Genomic DNA, 18,857 nt, shown 5'->3' with positions numbered 1-18,857 from the left:
AGATCCTTACTTCTGAATCACTGAATCAACGAGTTCGGGCCAGACATCGCTGAGCTGATGCCCCATCCGGGTACGCTTGGCGTGAAGATACGCCCGGTTGAACGGATTGGACCCGGCTTCGAGGCGTTCCTGACTGATGACCTTCAGCCCTGCCGCCTCCAGTCCCGAGACCTTGCTGGGATTATTGGTGAGCAGCCTGAGCGTGTCGATACCGAGCGACTGCAGAATGGCCGCGCCGGTAACCCAGTCACGCGCATCGCCCGGCAGACCCAGCTCCAGATTGGCTTCAAGCGTGTCCTTGCCGGCATCCTGCAAGGCATAGGCCCGTATCTTGTTGCCAAGTCCGATCCCCCTGCCCTCATGCCCGCGCAGATAAACCAGCACGCCAGAAGGGGCTGCGGCGATACGCTCAAGTGCCTCGCGCAATTGCGGGCCGCAATCGCAGCGCAGTGAACCCAGAGCATCACCTGTCACACATTCGGAGTGCAGACGCACCAGGGGAGTGCCGTTAGCGGGGTCACCCTTGATCAGCGCCACATGCTCGATGCCATCAGGGGCACGGAACGCCTGGATACGCAGGTCATGGCCGCCATAGACGCTGGGAAGCGCTGCCTCGGCAATACGCTCGACCGCAGGCGGAACGGGTGCGGGCAGAATGACATCCCCCAGCGCCTCGCGGCCATGCACACGACACCAGGCAGCAATTTCCTCAATGCTGATAACGGGAATATCGTGACGTGCCGCGAATGCGCGCAGTTCCGGCAGGCGTGCCATCGTGCCGTCATCGCTCATGACCTCGCAGATCACCGCCGCAGGAAACAGGCCTGCCAGCCGAGCCAGATCCACAGCGCCTTCCGTATGCCCGTCACGCGCCACCGTACCTTCGGGATGCGCCCGCAAGGGAAAGATATGGCCAGGGGTGCTGATATCTTCGGGCTGTGCATCGGGGTGGCCCGCAACCTGAATGGTTCGTGCACGATCGGCCGCCGAAATCCCTGTCGTGATCCCGGTCGTGGCCTCGATCGAGACGGTGAAAGCCGTTCCGCGTGGATCATGGCCGCGCCGGGGCATCATGGGCAGTTCAAGACGATCAATCTGCTCCGGCTCCAGCGGCAGGCAGATCAGCCCGCGCGCGTGGGTTGCCATGAAGTTGACGGCATCCGGCGTTGCAAACTGGGCGGCAATCACCAGATCGCCCTCATTCTCGCGAGCTTCGTCATCCACCATCATCACCATGCGCCCTTCACGCAGGGCGGTGATGGCATAGGCCAGACCGGGTGAGAGAACCGTGTTCATGACCGTACCCCGTATCTCAGCAGGCTCTCGACATATTTGGCCAGCACATCGACCTCGACATTGGCCGGGTCGCCCTCGCGGATCTCGGAAAGCCCGGTATGGTCCCATGTGTGCGGAATGATCATAAGGGCGATGGTGAAACTGTCATCCTGCACGTCGCTCACCTCATTGACCGTCAGGCTGACGCCATCGAGCGCGATCGATCCTTTCTCGACCACATAGCCACGCAAGGCAGCGGGCAGACGGAACGTGATATGATGCGACTCCCCGACCGAGCGGATCCCCACCAGATGGGCAAGCCCGTCGACATGCCCCTGAACGATATGTCCCGACAGACGTGTCGAGGGTGTGCTAGCCCGCTCCAGATTGACCCGCGCTCCGGCAGCCAGTCTGCCCAAAGCGGTGCGCGACAGCGTTTCAGCACTGACAAAGAAATCTGCCAGCCCTGAGGAGTCATAGGAGGCGACAGTCAGACAGACACCATTGACGGCAATGCTCTCGCCCAGATCCATATCTGAAAGTCCCGTCTCGACCTGAAGCAGGATTGCCTGGTCACGGGGTTCGACAGCCTTGATACGGCCGATATGTTCGATAATGCCTGAGAACATCAGAATGCAGCCTCGTCAGCAGGAAGGGGGCATGCCCCTTCATCAAGTATGAAACGCAAGGGGGTGGGGCCGTGGGAATAGACACGGTGCCGGTCAGGACCGTCCGGGGTGGTCTGGATGTCCAGCCAGTCATCCCAAAGGCCAAGCCGCCTGATCTCGCCAAGCAGCCCCGGCCCGGCTTCGACCATCGCCCAGTTCACGCCATGATCGGCCAGAAGCGAAGGGATCTCGCCCAGGTCACGCGAGACAAGCACGCGAAAACCGCTACCGATCATTTTCTCCCGCCAGGAATCTGGCAGGCGATTCTGCCTGTCACACACCACGACCAGACGCGGCGCCCGGTCCTCATGATCGGGAACATGGCGCACATCGAAACGTGGGCTGTCAGACAGGATCGTGCCGATACCCGTGATGATCGCATCACTGGCGCGGCGCAGGCGATGGGCAATCTCAAGCGAGGCCTGGCTGGTAAAAGTCTTGCGCCCGGCAGGTGGAATCATCGAACCCGTATTGTCCCGTGCCTGCTTGACCGTGATCCACGGGCGCTGGCGCACGATACGTGTGGCAAAAGGCGCCAGAAGCGCCGCGCAGCCATCATGCACATCGGCGAAGGCCGGAAAATCCTCGAGCAGAAAGACATTCCGCCCCTCAGGCATCTGCCGCAGGCGCGCAATGCCCCCCCCGGCTACCGGGTTCGGATCGCGCATGCCCACCCAGACATCCTGCACAGGACTGTCGCGCAGTGCTTCGCTGCAGGGGGGCGTGCGCCCGACATGATTGCAGGGCTCAAGAGTAACGAGGGCTGTCGCAACGCGGTCGATCACACCGGTCTCGCGCGCCCGGTGTAGGGCAAGCGCCTCGGCATGGCGGGTGCCGGTACGGTGATGAGCGTCAGTGACGAGTATGTTGCCCTCGTGGTCGAGCAGACAACAGCCAACAGCAGGATTGGGAGAGGTGGCGCCAAGATAACGCGCCGCTTCGTTCAGCGCGGCCTCAAATCCCGAACGAACCGCCTCACGCTGGGCCAGACTATGGCCCTTTTGTGCGAAGGCAGAACCGGGGGCGAAAACTCCCGACACGATGATACGGTCCCATCCATCAAGGACGGTCTCCGGGCGTGAACACTCTGTATCTCGGCCAGGAACATCCCCGACGGGCTGCACCATGACAGAGGCAAGTCCTGTTCTCTTTCATCCGGACTATGACCGTCGGCTCCGGATTTGGACCGGATCTGCTGACCCCCGGGCCTGAAGGGCCTGAGGCGCTCGCGGGCTCGTGCCAGAGGCACCTACCGCCGGTGGGGAGTTTCACCCCGCCCTGAGAACGTCGAATTCTATACCGGCCGACATGACCGGACGGTCACTATGTGCCCCCTTGGACGCGTTTTGCAAGGGGCTAAGCCAGCCAGACGTCCTGACACAGATCCCTGCCGTCACCCTGGCAAGGTGATCAAGCGCAAAAAAGGGCGGAGAAATCCCCGCCCTTCATGCTTGAACCATATGCGGTTCAGATAGCTCAGTGCGTTGCAGCCTGCGGCACCGAATTATGAATGGCGCCCTGGGTTGCGCCTGCGCCACGGCTCACGTCATGACCGATGGAGCTGACGTCGCGGCCAGCACCGTCAACCGTGTTGCATGCAGCAAGGCCAAAGGCAGGCAGCGCCAGCATGACAGCAAGAGCACCGGTGCGGAGGAAGGAAGCCTTAGTCATGGAACAATTCCCTTGTTGATAGGTTCGGGCCTTAACAACGTGTAACCATCATATGGGTTCGCTTCGTTACAAATTGGCATCATCATGACTATGCCCTGACCTTGCGCGACGCGGTCTCGCCTCAGTCGCGGAAAACCGCCAGAAACAGTTTGGTGATGAACCTTGCGTAACGTGATGCGCTCACCTTGTTCACCTTTTCGTGCAAAAGCCGGGTACCGTTTTTCTGGCATGCGCGCCGGCACAAGAACACAGGCAGAACCGTAATGACCGACACGCCTCCCTCTATAGTATGGTTTCGCGACGATCTGCGGCTTCAGGATCATCCGGCTTTGAACGCTGCCAGCGAGCGAGGCGGTAAGCTTCTTTGTGTCTATGTGCTTGATCGTTCGGGCACGACCCGGGCACAGGGCGGAGCCAGCCTGTGGTTTCTCCACGGCGCTCTTGGCAGTTTACGCCAGACGCTGAAGAAACACGGAGGAGATTGCCTGATCCTTGAGGGTGATCCCGCCGAACTCCTGCCCGCTCTGGCAAAAGAGACGAAGACCGACGTTCTCTACTGCCATCATCGCTATCAGAAAGAGGCAAACGCGCAGGACGACGCTGTCTCTCAAGCACTTGAAAAGGTCGGGTGTGACATGAAGCGCCTGCACGGTACGGTGCTGCGTCAGCCGGAATCCATCGTTACAAAGACCGGCACGCCCTACAAGATCTTCTCAGCCTGGTGGAAAGGATTCAAGGGATTAGGGGCACCCCCCTCGCCCATAGCTGCGCCTTCTGGCCTCTCTTTCCTTCCTCTCTCCTTTATGCATGGCAAAAAGCCGAAATTTGCCCCCTGTGATATCGACAAGGCCCTGCTCCCCACCAAGCCGGACTGGGGTTCAAAAATGGGGGAATACTGGGATCACGGCGAAGAGGCTGCGCATGAGGCTCTGGACGATTTCGCATCCGGCCCTCTTGCCCATTACAATACCGGCCGTAACGACATGGCCGCCGAGGAGAGTTCGCGGCTTTCGCCCTATCTGCGTCATGGCGTGCTCTCACCACGACAGATCTGGCATCACTGCAAGAACAAGGGCGAGCCAGCCGATCGCGAGACCTTCCTTTCCGAGCTCGGGTGGCGCGATTTCTCGTGGTACACGCTGTTTCACAATCCGCAATTGCCTCAGCACAACCTCAAGAAGCAGTTCGATTCCCTGAACTGGCGCAAGAGCCGCAAGGATCTGCAGGTCTGGCAGAAGGGAAAGACGGGCATCCCGGTCGTGGATGCCGGGATGCGCCAGCTTTGGGAGACCGGCTGGATGCATAACCGGGCGCGCATGATCGTCGCCTCTTTTCTGGCCAAGCACCTGCTGATTGACTGGCGACAGGGGGAAGCCTGGTTCTGGGATACATTGATTGATGCCGACCCTGCTTCCAATGCCGTAAACTGGCAGTGGGTCGCGGGGACAGGCATCGAAGCCTCGCCCTTCTTCCGGATTTTCAATCCCCTCCGCCAGTCTGACAAATTCGACCCCAAGGGTGATTACATCCGGCGTTGGGTGCCTGAGCTGGCCAAGCTGCCCGATGACGTCATTGCGGCCCCCTGGCAGGCAGACAGCGAGACCCTCGAACGCGCAGGCATCAGACTGGGGCGTGACTATCCAAAGCCCGTCGTGACGCTTGATGAAGGGCGTGACAGGGCGATGAGCGCCTACCGCAAGACACGAAGCGGCTGAGGCGTGTAACGCAGGCCACGCCTCAGAGGCGAGACACCGCAAGGACACGCGTTTCGCCCTCTGCAAGCCGCAACGCCAGTTCAGTTGATGACCCTGGCTCAAGTGCCGCCAGGTCCTCAAGCGCCGGCAGGTTTGCCGCAAGCGAGAAACGATAAGGGCCGATCACACCAACATGGCCCTGCGCAAAAGTCATCGCTGGCAGGGTTTCACCATTGGGGCCGGTAACTGTGCTGACATCGTTCTGGCTGAGAATAGCATAAGCGTGCATCATGGGCTCGCTGAGGATGAAGAAGTGCTCCCAGTCCTTCGCCTCCGTTGCATGAAAATCGATGCCGGCATTTTCCTCGCTGCGCAGATAACGTCCCGTTCCGTCAAGCCGCTGCAATGTAACCACGCCGCCAGGCAAGCGTGTTGCCAGAAGTTGAGGAATGGGCATGGGTAATGAGACCACCTTGCGTAAGGTGACCGTAAACTGTGGCTGCGCCACGGTATCGGCAAAGAAAAACAGGCCAGGATAACGCCCTGGTGGGGGCACAACAGAATAGAGACAGTCGCGCAGGGGATCATGATCGACCACATGCCCGAAGAAATCGAGAAGCCAGAATCGGGCAGAGGCATAAAGCATGGACAGGCGTCCCTTTCGTCAATCGGTCGTCGCGTTCTTATACAAGCCCCGGGCAAGTCTCACACTGGCAGAGCCAGACACTTCTGCATGACACTCGGCAAGGCCTGCTGCCCCAAGGCCTCAGGCGGGCATGCAAAGCCTTCCTGATTGTGAAGCGACCCAAAATCGCGCATCTGCACCGTGATAACCGTCAGATTGAGCCCGAAATGTGTGAAAACATGCCTGATCTGTCCATCGACTTTCCATGTCAGATCATCGGCCGTGCTTTCCAGCCCGGCGCGCTCTGCCGTCCGCAAGGCAACCGGAGCGGCCTGCAGTGCTGTCTCGATCTGAATAGGGTCATCCTGCCAGGCTGTGCCCGGCAGTTCCGCCATGCCACCCAGCAATCCTGCCTCCGGGCGATGACGTAGCCAGATTGCGCCCTCACGGTCGATGAGCCGGAAGACCATGCCGAAGCGCTCGGGCCTGACCTTGCGAGGCCCACGGACCGGGAAGCGGGCAGGATCACCCGAGGCATGGGCCTTGCAGGACTCTCGCCAGGGGCACACGAGACAGGAAGGGCGGCGGGGCGTACATATTCCTGCCCCGAGATCAAACAAGGCCTGCGTGAAATCACTGGGCGCCCCACGGGCCGCAGGATCGAGATTGAGCAACGTCGCGAGGCGGTCAAGATGCTTCCTGGCCCCGGGCATCGGCTCGGCCACAGCGTGCAGCCTGGCCGTAATACGCTCGACGTTGCCATCGACCGGGACAACCGGCACGGCAAATGCAATGGAAGCAATGGCACGCGCCGTATAGGCCCCGATGCCGGGGAGTGCCTGAAGCGCCTCCACCGAACGCGGGAATGCACCAATTGCGGCCACCTGCTGCGCGCAGGCGTGCAGATTACGCGCCCGGCTGTAATAACCAAGACCCGCCCAGGCCGCGAGTACCTCCTGCAAAGGAGCACGCGCCAGATCTTCAACTGTGGGATAATGCTTCAGAAACCGCTCGAAATACGGCATAACCGTCACAACAGTGGTTTGCTGCAACATGATCTCGCTCAGCCAGACGGCATAGGGATCCGCAGTCTCTCCCGGGAGAGCACGCCACGGCAGGACACGCCTGTGGCGCGCATACCAGTCCAGAAGGGCTGAAGCAGAAGGAGTCACAAGGGCGATATGAAGCGTGATTCCACAATGGGCAAGGGGCAGAGTCCAACCGGCCCCGTTCGACCCATCAGGGCACAACCCGGAACCAGCAGACCGTCCGGCGCCACCGCCCCTTCACCTGCCAACCCGACGACAGAACGCGAGAGGCGCACCATGACGGGGCGTGCCCTGGGGGCAATTCTGCCACAGGTCACGCGGCCCGCCTTCAATCGCAAGCCTGCTCCGGCGGTCCGGCTGATCCTCGACTGGGCCGAGATCGTCGGCCCGGCCCTCGCAACCCAGACTGAGCCGCGCAAGGTCAGTGCAGGCACACTCACCATTGCCTGTACCGGCCCTGTTGCACTGGAGCTCCAGCATCTTGCGCCGCAATTGATCGAGCGGATCAACAATCATTGTGGCCCTTTGCGAACGGGGCGCGATCTTCGCTTTGATGACGGCACCCAACTCGTCAGGAAAATCAGAATACTGCAAGACCCGGGGGTTGTGAGACCCGTCACACCGGCAGCACGTCCGGCGCCTCGCCCCATCGCAATTGCAGGCATGAAGGAGGGTGAGTTGCAGGACGTTCTGTCACGTCTGGGTGGCCATATCCTGCGCCGCCCCAGGCGCTAAGGATAAGCAACGCGCGATCATCCGACGCTCAGAGTGATCCACTTGGGGCAGTGACGCATCTCGGTACGTATGATTTGTCACGAAACGATATCCTGCTGTTACGCTTTCGACTTTTTTCCGCCCCTACGCATGACGATATCAGGGGAAACAAAGCCGCTTCTCCAGTGCTCTCGTCGGAAGGAAAGACCCAGACCATGCGCAGAACGTCTATCTTTGGGGTTGCCCTGTTCGTTGCGCCGCTGCTTGCCGCCCTCCCCGCTCAGGCCCAGCGCGGCGGAGGCGGTTTTCATGGCGGCGGCCCCGGTGGCGGGGGCTTTCATGGTGGCGGCCCGGGCGGAGGCTTTGGCGGCCGTCCCGGCGGCAGCTGGGGCGGCGGCGGTTTTCACGGCGGTCCCGGTGGCGGCTATGGTCGTGTCGGCTATGGTCGCCCGGGCTGGGGCGGCCCGGGTCGAGGTGGTCCAGGCTGGGGTGGACCCGGTTGGGGCGGGCCGGGCAGAGGCTGGTATGGTCGCGGTGGATGGGGCGGCGGTTGGCGTGGTCCCGGATGGGGCTGGGGCGGACCAGGCTGGGCGGGTTATGGCTGGGGCATGCCCGGATGGGGCGGCGGATGGGGCTGGGGTGGCTGGGGCTGGGGCGGCGGATGGGGCGGTCTCGGTATTGGCCTTGCCACTGGTGCCGTCATTGGCGCTGCCGTCGCGCAGCCCTACTTACGCGCAGCCTTATGTTGCAGCCCCTTACACCTATGCCTGTGGCGGCTACGCCAACTGCGATCCGCAACAGGGCTATGCCTATCCGGGAGATCCTTATTCCGGCGGATATTGAACCCTCAGGCCAGGACGCGACATAGAAAAGGGGCGGGGAATGATCCCCGCCCCTTTTTTAACTGCTCAGCATCCCGGCAGAACGCAGGACGCTGCTTCTTCTGTGAAAGTCCGCCTCAGCGCGTACGCCCTCTTCCGAAAATGAAGCTCAGAACGAAGAGCACAAGAAAAATGAAGAACAGAATCTTGCCGATCGATGCAAAATCAGCCGAGATACCACCAAAACCGAGAACGCCTGCGAGCAGGGCAAGAATCAGAAAGACGATGGTCCAGCGCAACAGATCCATGACGACAACTCCGCAAAGGAACATAACATAATCGTCATGATCCATGATGGATCGTGAACGGACGAACGCCGCGCAGGTTCATCCCGGAAGAAACATACCCTTGTATTTTAATCGGGAAAGACGTTTCTGATCCGAGATCTGCCCCGGCGCACCGGGTTTCAGGCACCTTGTCGATGTGCGAGGAAGGCAGGCTGTCCGACCAGGCCGACGAAATGACAGGAGACAATGCCATGAGCCCGTTCCGATCGCTTTACCGGCACGGTTTTGCCCGTGTTGCAGCCTGTACCGTTCCTGTGCGCCTTGCTGATCCACAGTATAACATGGGGCAGATTGCTGCACTGGCTGCTCAATGTGCAGATGAAGGCGCCGTTCTTGCTGTTTTCCCCGAAATGGGCCTCTCCGGTTATGCCATTGACGATCTGAGACAACAGGATGCCCTCCTCGAAGGCGTGATCCGGGCCCTTTTATCGCTTGCCGTAAACTCGGAAGCGTGGAACAGCCTGATCGTGGTGGGAGCCCCGCTGGTGCAGCGCGGCCAGCTCTACAATTGTGCAGTCGTACTGCATCGTGGCGTCATTCTCGGCGTCGTGCCCAAGACCTACCTGCCCAATTATCGCGAATTTTACGACTCCAGGCATTTCAGCCCGGGTGCCGGCATTGCGCAGGAAACGATCAGGCTGGGTGACCAGCATATCCCCTTCGGGACGGATCTGCTCTTTGAAGCCGATGACCTGCCCGGTTTCACGCTCGGTGTGGAGATCTGCGAGGATCTCTGGGTACCCAGCCCGCCAAGCACTGCCATGGCCATGGCAGGCGCCACAGTAATCGGCAATCCTTCCGCCAGCACGATCACAATCGGCAAATCCGAGGATCGTCATCTGCTGTGTCGCGCCCAATCGCAGCGCGCCCTCTGCGCCTATGTCTATGCCGCAGCTGGCGCCGGTGAATCCACAACGGATGTCGCGTGGGACGGACAGGTTTCCATTTATGAAGCGGGCCGCCTTCTTGGCGAATCCGATCGTTTCCCAAAAACCGCGCAGGTTACTTTTGCCGACATAGATCTGGACCTGTTACGCCAGGAACGCATGCGTATGGGCAGCTTTCATGACTGCGCCCGCGCACAGACGCCGGGAAACTGGCGGCGCATTCCTGTCACGCTCGCCCCGCCGCAGCACGATCTGGGATTTCATCGCGCGGTGCCGCGCTTTCCGTTCGTTCCCGAAAATGAAGCGAGGCTCGATCAGGACTGTTACGAAGCCTGGACCATACAAGTGCGCGCCCTGACCCAACGGCTAGAGACAAGCGGTGTCGAACGCGCCGTGATTGGTGTCTCGGGCGGTCTGGACTCAACGCTTGCCCTGCTGGTCGCCGCACGCGCCGCTGACGAAATGGGGTGGAACCGCAATCGCATCCACGCCTACACCATGCCGGGTTTCGCGACGGGTAGCGCAAGCCTGTCTCTGGCGCATGATCTGATGAAAGCCCTTGGGGTCGAAGCCCATGAGCTCGATATCCGTCCGACCGCCATGCAGATGCTCGAAACCATCGACCATCCCTTTGCCACGGGCGAGGCCATACATGATGTCACGTTCGAGAACGTGCAGGCAGGCCTGCGTACGGACTTCCTGTTCAGACTGGCGAATCAGTGCAATGGCATCGTGATTGGCACAGGTGATCTGTCAGAACTCGCCTTGGGCTGGTGCACTTATGGCGTGGGCGATCAGATGTCGCATTACAACGTCAATGCAGGCATGCCCAAGACATTGATCCAGCACCTGATACGCTGGCTTGCCCAGCAGCAAAGTCTGGGGCCCGGCATAGCCCCTGTGCTGGAAAGTATCGTTTCAGCCGAAATAACACCTGAACTCGTTCCAGCAGACGACAAAGGCGTACAGAAGACAGAAGAGAAAATCGGCCCCTACCCGCTGCAGGATTTCAATCTTTTCTACACGCTTCGCTACGGTTTCAGACCCAGCAAGATCCTTTTCCTCGCGATGCAAGCCTGGGAAGACAAGGAACGCGGTATCTGGCCCGCCCATTACCCTGCTGACCGCCACACCGCCTACAACCCCAGCGAAATACGGCAATGGCTGATACTCTTCATCAAACGTTTTTTCGGTTTCAGCCAGTTCAAGCGCTCTGCCATGCCCAATGGCCCCAAACTATCGTCAGGAGGCAGTCTGTCGCCCCGCGGAGAATGGCGCGCCCCATCCGACAGTACGGCCGCTGTCTGGCTAGCCGAAATCGAGTCTGCCGAAATCTGAGGAGGGGGCAGCCTGCCCCCCGTTCCTCCGCCCGAGCTTTCGCCACATGAGGATAATTGTCCGCAAAACAATAATAACTTTTTTGTCCGAATAAGAATATTCGATTACAGAACCTGCCTGCCCTTTTCCCAACCACTATAAGTTTATTCAGACCAATCAATATGTTATCGCGTTTTCCCTCTCAGGAAAATGATTCACGTCTCCTTTTCAAATATTGTTTTTGTATAAAAAACATACTGGTTGGCATAACCAATTTTTTCATTGTTACTTTACAAGATCACGCATAATACATTCTTTGTAATAGTAATTTGTAGTAACAAATTATATTTTTGTCGTATTTGTCGCAAAAAATTGGTTTGTGCATATGCGACCAACGCTATAGTTTATCAGAAACCACTGATATCAATATTCCGCGATCTACCCTGATGTTTCCAAATCGAATAATTTTTTTATTATGAGAACCTTTCAAACTAGATTTTCATATAAAAAATATCTTTTTGTTTCCAATACAGTCGATTTATTGACGTAAAGGAAATCTTAAGGTATCCACAAAGAAATTGGTGTTCAATCCAAGTCTCGCCAAACAGCACAAGTGATGCCGCCAGCCACGGCCAAAAGGGACGGGCAGTGCGTAACACATACGTCTTTGAGCCTACGAAGAATAATAAGGAGAGGATCGCATGGCGGTCGTAACGGTTGTCGGTTCGTCAGGAATGTCTATCCAGGTTACCGTTGAAGGTGCCCGGATGCAGACACTTGCCTCGAGCTATGCGGCGCAGATCTTCAAGGCTTCCGAACAGGGCAGTCTGACTTCTGTCGATCTTGTGAACGGATCGAACGTAGCCCCCTCATCGAATGCCAGCGTCATTCAGGGTGCTATCACAACCGGTGGTGCTTTTTCGGTTCAGGGCAACTACACCAACCTCGTTATCGGTGCACTGGGCAACGCGGTCGACTTCAACGCCCCAATCGCCCCAGTCCCCCCCCTCTCCGCCCCAGTGACTGTGGATGGCACAGGGGTCACAGCCAGCAATCTCTCAATTCTGGCAGGCAACACGTCTCAGGTCAGCTTCTACGCCGGCAACTATGACGGCACTTTTGTTGCCACCATGGGCAACAATCTGTTCGACGGTTCGGGTCACAAGGGCAACTGGACGATCGCGACTGGCGACGGCAACGACACGATCATTGCGGCAGATGGCGTTAACAACATTCGTGCCGGTGATGGCCAGAATGTCATCATGCTGGGTTCAGGTGCCAATTTTGTGGCTTCGGAAGGTCAGGATACGATCACCGGCGTCGAGAATGCATCCGATACCGTCACGCTACTTGGTGGCAATTCGATCGTCTCGCTGAAATCCAATTCCCTCGTCATTGACTCCGCCCTGTCCGGCAGCCAGATCACGGTTGGTATCAACAGCACGGTCTTTGGCGGCACAGGGTCGACCGTCGACTTCACGGGTTCGACCGGCACCATCGCTGGCGCGATCGGTGACACCATTTCGGCTGCCGGCGATCTGCAGGTCTATCACGGCAGTGATCAGACGATCAGCGTCTCGGGTGCGCTGCAGTTCATCTCCGGCACGGGTAACACCTCGATCAACGCTGGCCTCGGCACGATCTGGGGCGCAAACGATTTGCACGCCAATGTCAACACCAGCGGCCTGGCGCTCTTCACCGCGAACCAGCCCAGCACCACTGGCAGCCAATACATCGATGCGTCTTCTTCCAAGGGTACGCTTGAGGCCTGGACGGGTGCAGGCAACAACACGGTCATCGGTACATCTGGTTCCGATCACTTCGTGTTCGGCACGCAGTTCGAGAACTCCAATGGTGACAGCTTCGCGACCGTGACCGGTGGTGACGGTGCAGCCAACACCTTCGGCGTGCTGGCTGGCCATAACGGTGGTGACATCACCATCACCGACTTCGGCAGCGCTGCTGGCAACATGTTCTTTATGTACAACTACAAGCCGGCTGATGCGGACCAGGCTGTGAAAAACCTGCTTGCTACGGCCACCGTGGCAGGGGGCAATACCACGCTGCAACTCGACAACAACATGAAGGTCACGTTCCTTGGCGTAACGGACCTGAAGGCGTCGAACATCGTCATCAGCTGATCACAACTTCCAGTATTGTGACGCAAGCTTGGCAAAGGCCCGGTCGGGAAGACCGGGCCTTTGTTTTTCCAGTCAGTCAAATTCGTTTATAGACTCATGAGGCCCTTATCCCGGGTCACTTTCGACCTCGTCTATGAATGAGCCTGTCTTGAACGAATTTCCTGATAATAAGACGCCATCTGATTCTGATTCCGCCGTAATTGCCGATGAAGTGACACGTGCTTCTGTCTACATGGCGACAATACGGGCCGATTCACTTCAAGCCGAATTGCGTCTGGCCAATCAGCAGCTCAGATTGATGCGTCGCTCCCTCTCGTGGCGCGTTACGGAACCTCTACGCTGGGCGCGCGCGCTCAGCCTTGGACAGCTTCCGCGCGGGATCCCGTTGAGACAGGCCTGGGAGCAGTGGCTTGATTCGTATCGGGCCGAGGGGCCATTCCGAGCCATCACCCGATTCATCGACGGTGGTCGCGTCAAGCGACGCCTGCAGCGTCATAGCGAGCATGCAGGCGACCCACTCTTCGTTCCTACCGAACGCCAGGAACAGATCCTGCGTAGCCCCGCGCGTCGGGCTGATACGTTTCTGCGCCCTCATTATCTGCTGATTGCCGATCTCGGGTTACAGCAATGCACCAAATATCGCGTCACGCAGAAAGCAGAGCTCCTGAGAAAGCTCGGCTGGTCTGTACAAATTGTGGAATGGCGAGACAGTGGTGAAGCGTTGTCGGCCCTTCAGGTTGCAACCAGGGTGCTTTTTTATCGCGTGCCTGGTGACGCCTCGGTCCTGACACTTATCAATGAAGCGAAACGTCTCGGCCTCGAGCCGCGATGGGAGATCGATGACCTCCTTTTCAACAAGCTTCTCTATCGCCTCAATGGCAATCTCGAAACGTTGGACCATAGCGAACAGCAGGAACTCTACGAACTTGCTGATCGCTATCTTCATGCCCTGCGTGCCTGTGGCCGAGGCCTGGCGTCAACCGAAGCGCTGGCAGGAGAAATGCGCAAGATCGGCATCGAAGACGTTCTGATCCTTGAAAATGCTCTGGACAATCAGACACTTGATATTGCGGATCGTCTCGTCGCCGGCAGGATGGCGCGCACCGACCAGCGAATTGTCGTGTGCTATGGCTCAGGCAGCCGTGCGCATGACGTGGATTTCAAAAACGCTGAAGCCGGGCTGATCACCGCCATGCAGGCCGAGCCCCGTCTGGACCTCCTCCTTGTTGGCCCACTCAGGATCTCTGACAGCTTTGCGCAGTTTGGTGCCCGTGTGACACGGATAAACGAGCTGTCCTATCCGGCTTATCTTGAAGCTCTTTCACAGGCGGATATTGCCATAGCACCCCTCGAAGAGACGATCTTCAATGACTGTAAAAGCAATATCAAGTTCCTCGAAGCTGCCATACTGTCCCTGCCTTCCATCTGTTCGCCCACCGACACTTACAGCCGCGTCATCAAAACGGGTGAGAATGGCTTCCTCGCGCATACGGCTGAGGAATGGCGCGATGCCCTTCTTTCGCTCGCTCGTGACCCCAGCCTGCGTGAGCAAATAGGAGAAAGAGCCAGAGAAACGGCTCTGGCACTTTATGCGCCGCAACAGATCCTGACCCGACAGGCGTCCGAGGTTTTCGGCCGCCCACCAGCCTTCAAGCATACAGCGCCTCGTATCCTTCAGGCCAATGTGTTCATGGCACCTCGTTCATTCGGGGGGGCAACAATCGTGGTGGAGGCATTACTCGGTCTGCTGGCCGAGGCTGGATTTGAAAACAGTGTCATGACAACGCGCCCTGTCTTTCAAGACCTGCCCGACGGTGCCCTGCGCTATCGTATTCTCGACACGGATGTTTTTTCCGTTGTGGCAGGACGCCATGGATCGTCGGATAATGCCAATATGGCACGGCAGATCGAGCGCTGGATTGATGCCTGGGATGTCGAGCTGGTCCATTTTCACGCCATCCAGGAGCTGGGTACCGGTATGGCGCGTGCCTGTCAGAAACGCGGCATACCCTACGTCATCAGCCTTCATGACTGCTGGTGGCTATCCGATGATCTGTTCATTACCCGTGATGATGGCCAGTATCACCTTGAAAACAGCGATATCCCGTTGGCGCCCGGTGAATCGACACGCGCCCTCTATCTCAATGAACGTCGCAAGCTCATGCGTCAGGCGCTCAAGGGCGCCGCAGCTATTCTGAGCCCGTCGGAAGAGCACAAGAATCTCTATGTGCGCAATGGCGTGCCAGCCGAACGGATCATGATCAATCGCAACGGGTTCACATGGCCGTCACGACCGAAGGCACAACGCCAACCTGGCTCAAAACTCCGCTTCGGGTTTGTGGGGGGCATCGGGTTCGTCAAGGGATTCAACCTTATCCGGAAGGCCTTCGAGACTCTCGCCCGCGACGATTGGGAACTCGTTCTGGTCGACAACACGCTCAATCTCGGCTTCTCCTCGATCGACACGTCCGAGTGGCTGGTAAAAGGGACCGTCAGAACCGTTCCCGCCTATAATCAGGCCGGTTTGGATGATTTCTACGATCAGGTTGATGTGCTGCTCTTCCCGTCCCAGTGGCGTGAAAGCTACGGGCTCACAGTGCGCGAAGCCCTGTCACGCGACGTATGGGTCATTTCCACCGCTCCCGGCGGACAGGCCGAAGAGATCGTCGATGGCGTGAATGGTTCGCTCATCCCCATCATCAACGATCCCGCCCCACTGCGCGCTGCCATCGAGGCCGTTCTTGATGACAAGGAGCGATTTGATCACTATGTGAACCCCAACAAGGCTAGCCTGCCCAGCTATGAGGACCAGGCAGCGGAGCTCACATCCCTTTATCACAGCCTGCTGAGGCACTCGCACTGAGCGGACATACCCGCTTGCTTACCGATTGAAGCGCCCCTCTGCCAGAGCTGGCAGAGGGAATGCCTGCCCTCACCGTGTATCAGAGATCCTGCCGTTGTACCTGCCTCACCCTGCGACCTGGTCGCAGGGTGAGTACGTCTGCGCCTCAGTGTATGGAAGGCAGTGCGTAGGACAGGACATAGTCACCCTTGTTGGCATTGGTTCCGGTGCGCGTTGCACCGCCCGCCACAACCAGAACATATTGCTTGCCGTTCTGGACATAGCTCATCGGCGTCCCCTGTCCTCCGACAGGAAGGCGCTGACGCCAGACTTCCTTGCCGCTCCGCAGATCGAAGGCCCGCAGATAATTGTCAAGCGAACCATGGAAGAAGGCAAGATTGCCCTGCGTCAGCATCGGGCCTCCCATTGTCGGCATGCCGATCGGCACATAGAGATGCGGGATAATTCCCTTCTGACCGAACACGCCATGGATAGCCGCATCCTGAATGCTGCCAACCGGCACTTGCCAGAGCGTCTTGCGGGTTCTGAGGTCAATGGCCGTCAATGAGCCATAGGGCGGCTTGAAACACGGCGCGCCGAGCGGTGAGACGAACATGGAACGTTCTACCCCCCAGGGTGTGCCAAGCTGCTCGGAATATTCACCCTCAGTCGACGGGACGAGACCGGCATGGGCGGCCTCTTCGCGCTTGATGAACTGCCCCCACATGGCCATGCGGATATCATTGACGATCAGCACACCTGTTTGCGGGTCCAGCGCACCGCCGCCCCAGTTCGAGCCACCATAGTAACCGGGCCAGATCAGGGTTTTCTGCTTGTCACTCAGTGGCGTGAATTCCCCCTCCCAGCGCATTTTCCTGAAGGCAATCCGACAATAGAGCTGATCGAAGATCGTGCCGCCCCACATATCGCTCTCCTTCAGCGGATCAACACCAATGGAAAGCGCAGAATAGGGTTGCACCGGGCTGATGCGTTGGCCGGGCATGCCATCCGTGGGGACCTTGCGATTGGTCACGGGAACGACAGGCCTGCCAGTACGGCGGTCGAGCACAAAGATCTGGCTGCGTTTGGTCATGGCAACCACAACGGGTGTCGTCTCGCCATTTCCATCAGGCATATCATAAAGAATCGGCTGGGACGTTACATCATAGTCGAACATATCGTTGTTGGCCGTGCGAAAATGCCAGTGCTCCTGCCCGGTACGGATATCAAGCGCAAGAATTGCGTCAGTATATTCATCTGAATAATCATGACGATTACCGGTCCAGAAATCCGGCGTCTGGTTACCCATCGGAATAAATGCGAGTCTGAGCTTCGGATCATAAGAAGCCGTTCCCCAGAAATTCGGTGTCTCAGTCGCATAGATCTGGCCAGAAGCCAGTGGGCGGCTGTCGCGATTGCCACGAGAGGCATCCCAGGCCCAGACAAGACGACCCGTACGGACATCATAACCGCGAATGACGCCCGAGGGCTCACCCACAGTCATGTTGTCATTGATCTTGCCGCCGACCATGATCACACCGTCGGCAACCAGAGGTGCCGAAGTGAGGTAATAGGAGCCAGGCGCTGTCGGGCCGAGCCCCTCAAGCAGGTTGACCATGCCGTGGTCACCGAAATCCTGACACAATGCACCTGTTGCAGCATCAAGCTCGAAAAGACGCGCATCGTTGGTCGTACTGACAATGCGCCGAGCGCAAGGCGCCGCCGCATCAACTGGCGCAGGTCCGACTGATGCAGGATCGACCGGCGCGGCGGGGATGGCAGGCATGGTGGTGGATGCGGCATCGGCTGCAGGGGCAGGCTGAACCGCTCCGGTTTCCGTCATATCCTGCGGGCCGAAAGCCTTCGCATCCGGTGCCAGCAACGACATGGTCGTCATGTCGGCATAGCTCACGCCACGGCAACGCTTCCAGCCCTTGTTACCCCGCGTCACCTGCATGTGCGGGTCGAAACGCCATTTCTCCTTGCCTGTGACGGGATCAAGCGCAATCACCTTGTTCAGAGGCGTGCAGAGATAGAGCGTATCGGCAATCTTGAGGGGGGTAACCTGATATTCCGACCCATCAATGGCCAGATCGCCGGTATGATAGCTCCAGGCCAGCTTCAGGTCGCCCACATTCTGTGCATTGATCTGGGTGTAAGGCGCGAAACGGTCGCCTGTTAGATTACGGCCCCAGGCCGGCCAGTCATCACCATTCTGCTGCCCCAGAGCTTCGTCGGCCCTCGGCTGCTGGGAGGCCTCTGCCGTCACCTCTGCATGAGGCTGGAAAACGCCCAGAATGACACCACAGAAAATAATGGCATAAATCGCGGCAACGCCCATGCCCCAGCGCCGCGATACACCACCGGCGTGCAAGGCCCCAGAACCCCTTCCCCCTGCAGAAAGACCACGCGCGCCCTCGAAGAAAGGTGCCAGCACACCCACCACGATGGGCAGAACCAGAAAGACCCCGACACGCGGCAGGATCAGCCAGAACACCCCCCCTACTTCGCTGAAGGCCCACCCGACAGCCACGAGACTCAGCAGGATTGACAGAGGCAGGGCAGCGGTTCGACGACTTGCGACCAGAAACCCGACACTGGCCATAAGCAGACCAAGGACAATGTAGGCCCAGCTTCCACCCAGCGAGGCCAGATAGGCTCCACCCAGAGCCAGACCTGCGCCGAGCAGCCCGATCACCAGGCCGACAAGCATACATATCGAGGGAACAACGCGTTGCACGGGATATCCTCCCACTACGCCCCCGGAAGTGAGCTCTGCCCGGTATTCAGGCCCGTCACGCCGAAA

At 58.7% G+C, this 18,857-nt stretch carries 15 protein-coding genes and 1 riboswitch; of the genes, 6 read left to right on the top strand and 9 right to left on the bottom strand.

What is annotated here, in order from left to right; genetic code table 11:
- Window positions 1–6: 6 nt before the first annotated feature.
- From ribB to ACWNRM_RS08750, 4 genes are all read right to left on the bottom strand, one after another.
- Entirely contained in the window at window positions 7–1,296 is a 1,290-nt protein-coding gene (gene ribB / locus ACWNRM_RS08765; protein ID WP_485170400.1) for a 3,4-dihydroxy-2-butanone-4-phosphate synthase, read from the bottom strand.
- Window positions 1,293–1,904, bottom strand: coding sequence for a riboflavin synthase (locus ACWNRM_RS08760; protein ID WP_485170401.1), 612 nt, complete (start codon window positions 1,902–1,904; stop codon window positions 1,293–1,295). Before ACWNRM_RS08760 ends, ribB begins: the two co-directional genes overlap by 4 nt.
- Window positions 1,904–2,890 (bottom strand): bifunctional diaminohydroxyphosphoribosylaminopyrimidine deaminase/5-amino-6-(5-phosphoribosylamino)uracil reductase RibD, encoded by a 987-nt coding sequence (gene ribD, locus ACWNRM_RS08755; protein WP_485170477.1) that lies wholly within the window; start codon window positions 2,888–2,890, stop codon window positions 1,904–1,906. The genes ACWNRM_RS08760 and ribD overlap by 1 nt, the downstream gene beginning before the upstream one ends.
- Before the next feature lie 192 nt (window positions 2,891–3,082).
- A riboswitch (FMN riboswitch) is annotated at window positions 3,083–3,233 on the bottom strand.
- 186 nt (window positions 3,234–3,419) lie between these two features.
- A complete protein-coding gene (locus ACWNRM_RS08750) occupies window positions 3,420–3,614 on the bottom strand; it encodes an entericidin (protein ID WP_485170402.1) in 195 nt (64 codons plus the stop codon).
- Between the two features lie 263 nt (window positions 3,615–3,877).
- Here ACWNRM_RS08750 and ACWNRM_RS08745 point away from each other — a divergent pair, with 263 nt between their 5' ends.
- On the top strand, window positions 3,878–5,329 hold the full coding sequence (locus tag ACWNRM_RS08745) for a cryptochrome/photolyase family protein (protein ID WP_485170403.1): 1,452 nt from the start codon (window positions 3,878–3,880) through the stop codon (window positions 5,327–5,329).
- Between the two features lie 22 nt (window positions 5,330–5,351).
- Here ACWNRM_RS08745 and ACWNRM_RS08740 read toward each other — a convergent pair whose 3' ends face one another.
- Together ACWNRM_RS08740 and ACWNRM_RS08735 are read right to left on the bottom strand one after the other, a co-directional pair.
- Window positions 5,352–5,954, bottom strand: a complete 603-nt coding sequence (locus tag ACWNRM_RS08740; RefSeq protein ID WP_485170404.1) for a hypothetical protein — start codon at window positions 5,952–5,954, stop codon at window positions 5,352–5,354.
- Between the two features lie 59 nt (window positions 5,955–6,013).
- The gene (locus ACWNRM_RS08735) at window positions 6,014–7,105 is read right to left on the bottom strand and encodes an A/G-specific adenine glycosylase (RefSeq protein WP_485170405.1); all 1,092 of its coding nucleotides are present in this window, start codon (window positions 7,103–7,105) and stop codon (window positions 6,014–6,016) included.
- 9 nt (window positions 7,106–7,114) lie between these two features.
- On the opposite strand from ACWNRM_RS08735, the gene ACWNRM_RS08730 reads away from it, so the two are divergent.
- Window positions 7,115–7,717, top strand: coding sequence for a DciA family protein (locus tag ACWNRM_RS08730; protein ID WP_485170406.1), 603 nt, complete (start codon window positions 7,115–7,117; stop codon window positions 7,715–7,717).
- A gap of 98 nt (window positions 7,718–7,815) precedes the next feature.
- Here the strand turns inward: ACWNRM_RS08730 and ACWNRM_RS08725 are convergent, their stop codons facing one another.
- Complete coding sequence (locus tag ACWNRM_RS08725) at window positions 7,816–8,007, bottom strand: hypothetical protein (RefSeq protein WP_485170407.1); 192 nt, start codon at window positions 8,005–8,007, stop codon at window positions 7,816–7,818.
- On the opposite strand from ACWNRM_RS08725, the gene ACWNRM_RS08720 reads away from it, so the two are divergent.
- The gene (locus ACWNRM_RS08720; protein WP_485170408.1) at window positions 8,006–8,539 is read left to right on the top strand and encodes a hypothetical protein; all 534 of its coding nucleotides are present in this window, start codon (window positions 8,006–8,008) and stop codon (window positions 8,537–8,539) included. The genes ACWNRM_RS08725 and ACWNRM_RS08720 overlap by 2 nt on opposite strands.
- A 115-nt stretch (window positions 8,540–8,654) precedes the next feature.
- Here the strand turns inward: ACWNRM_RS08720 and ACWNRM_RS08715 are convergent, their stop codons facing one another.
- On the bottom strand, window positions 8,655–8,825 hold the full coding sequence (locus ACWNRM_RS08715) for a DUF1328 domain-containing protein (protein ID WP_485170478.1): 171 nt from the start codon (window positions 8,823–8,825) through the stop codon (window positions 8,655–8,657).
- Window positions 8,826–9,055: 230 nt separating this feature from the next.
- Between ACWNRM_RS08715 and ACWNRM_RS08710 the strand changes: the two genes are divergently transcribed.
- The 3 genes from ACWNRM_RS08710 (at window position 9,056) to ACWNRM_RS08700 (ending at window position 16,072) form a co-directional block, all read left to right on the top strand.
- A complete protein-coding gene (locus ACWNRM_RS08710; RefSeq protein ID WP_485170409.1) occupies window positions 9,056–11,089 on the top strand; it encodes an NAD(+) synthase in 2,034 nt (677 codons plus the stop codon).
- A gap of 680 nt (window positions 11,090–11,769) precedes the next feature.
- Window positions 11,770–13,209: a beta strand repeat-containing protein gene (locus tag ACWNRM_RS08705; RefSeq protein ID WP_485170410.1), complete on the top strand. Its 1,440-nt coding sequence runs from the start codon at window positions 11,770–11,772 to the stop codon at window positions 13,207–13,209.
- Window positions 13,210–13,357: 148 nt separating this feature from the next.
- Complete coding sequence (locus ACWNRM_RS08700; RefSeq protein WP_485172192.1) at window positions 13,358–16,072, top strand: glycosyltransferase; 2,715 nt, start codon at window positions 13,358–13,360, stop codon at window positions 16,070–16,072.
- A gap of 145 nt (window positions 16,073–16,217) precedes the next feature.
- Here ACWNRM_RS08700 and ACWNRM_RS08695 read toward each other — a convergent pair whose 3' ends face one another.
- Window positions 16,218–18,791, bottom strand: a complete 2,574-nt coding sequence (locus ACWNRM_RS08695; RefSeq protein ID WP_485170412.1) for a membrane-bound PQQ-dependent dehydrogenase, glucose/quinate/shikimate family — start codon at window positions 18,789–18,791, stop codon at window positions 16,218–16,220.
- Window positions 18,792–18,857: the final 66 nt, after the last annotated feature.

Source organism: Asaia sp. A2 (assembly GCF_057319415.1).
This window is presented reverse-complemented; position numbering and strand designations above follow the sequence as displayed.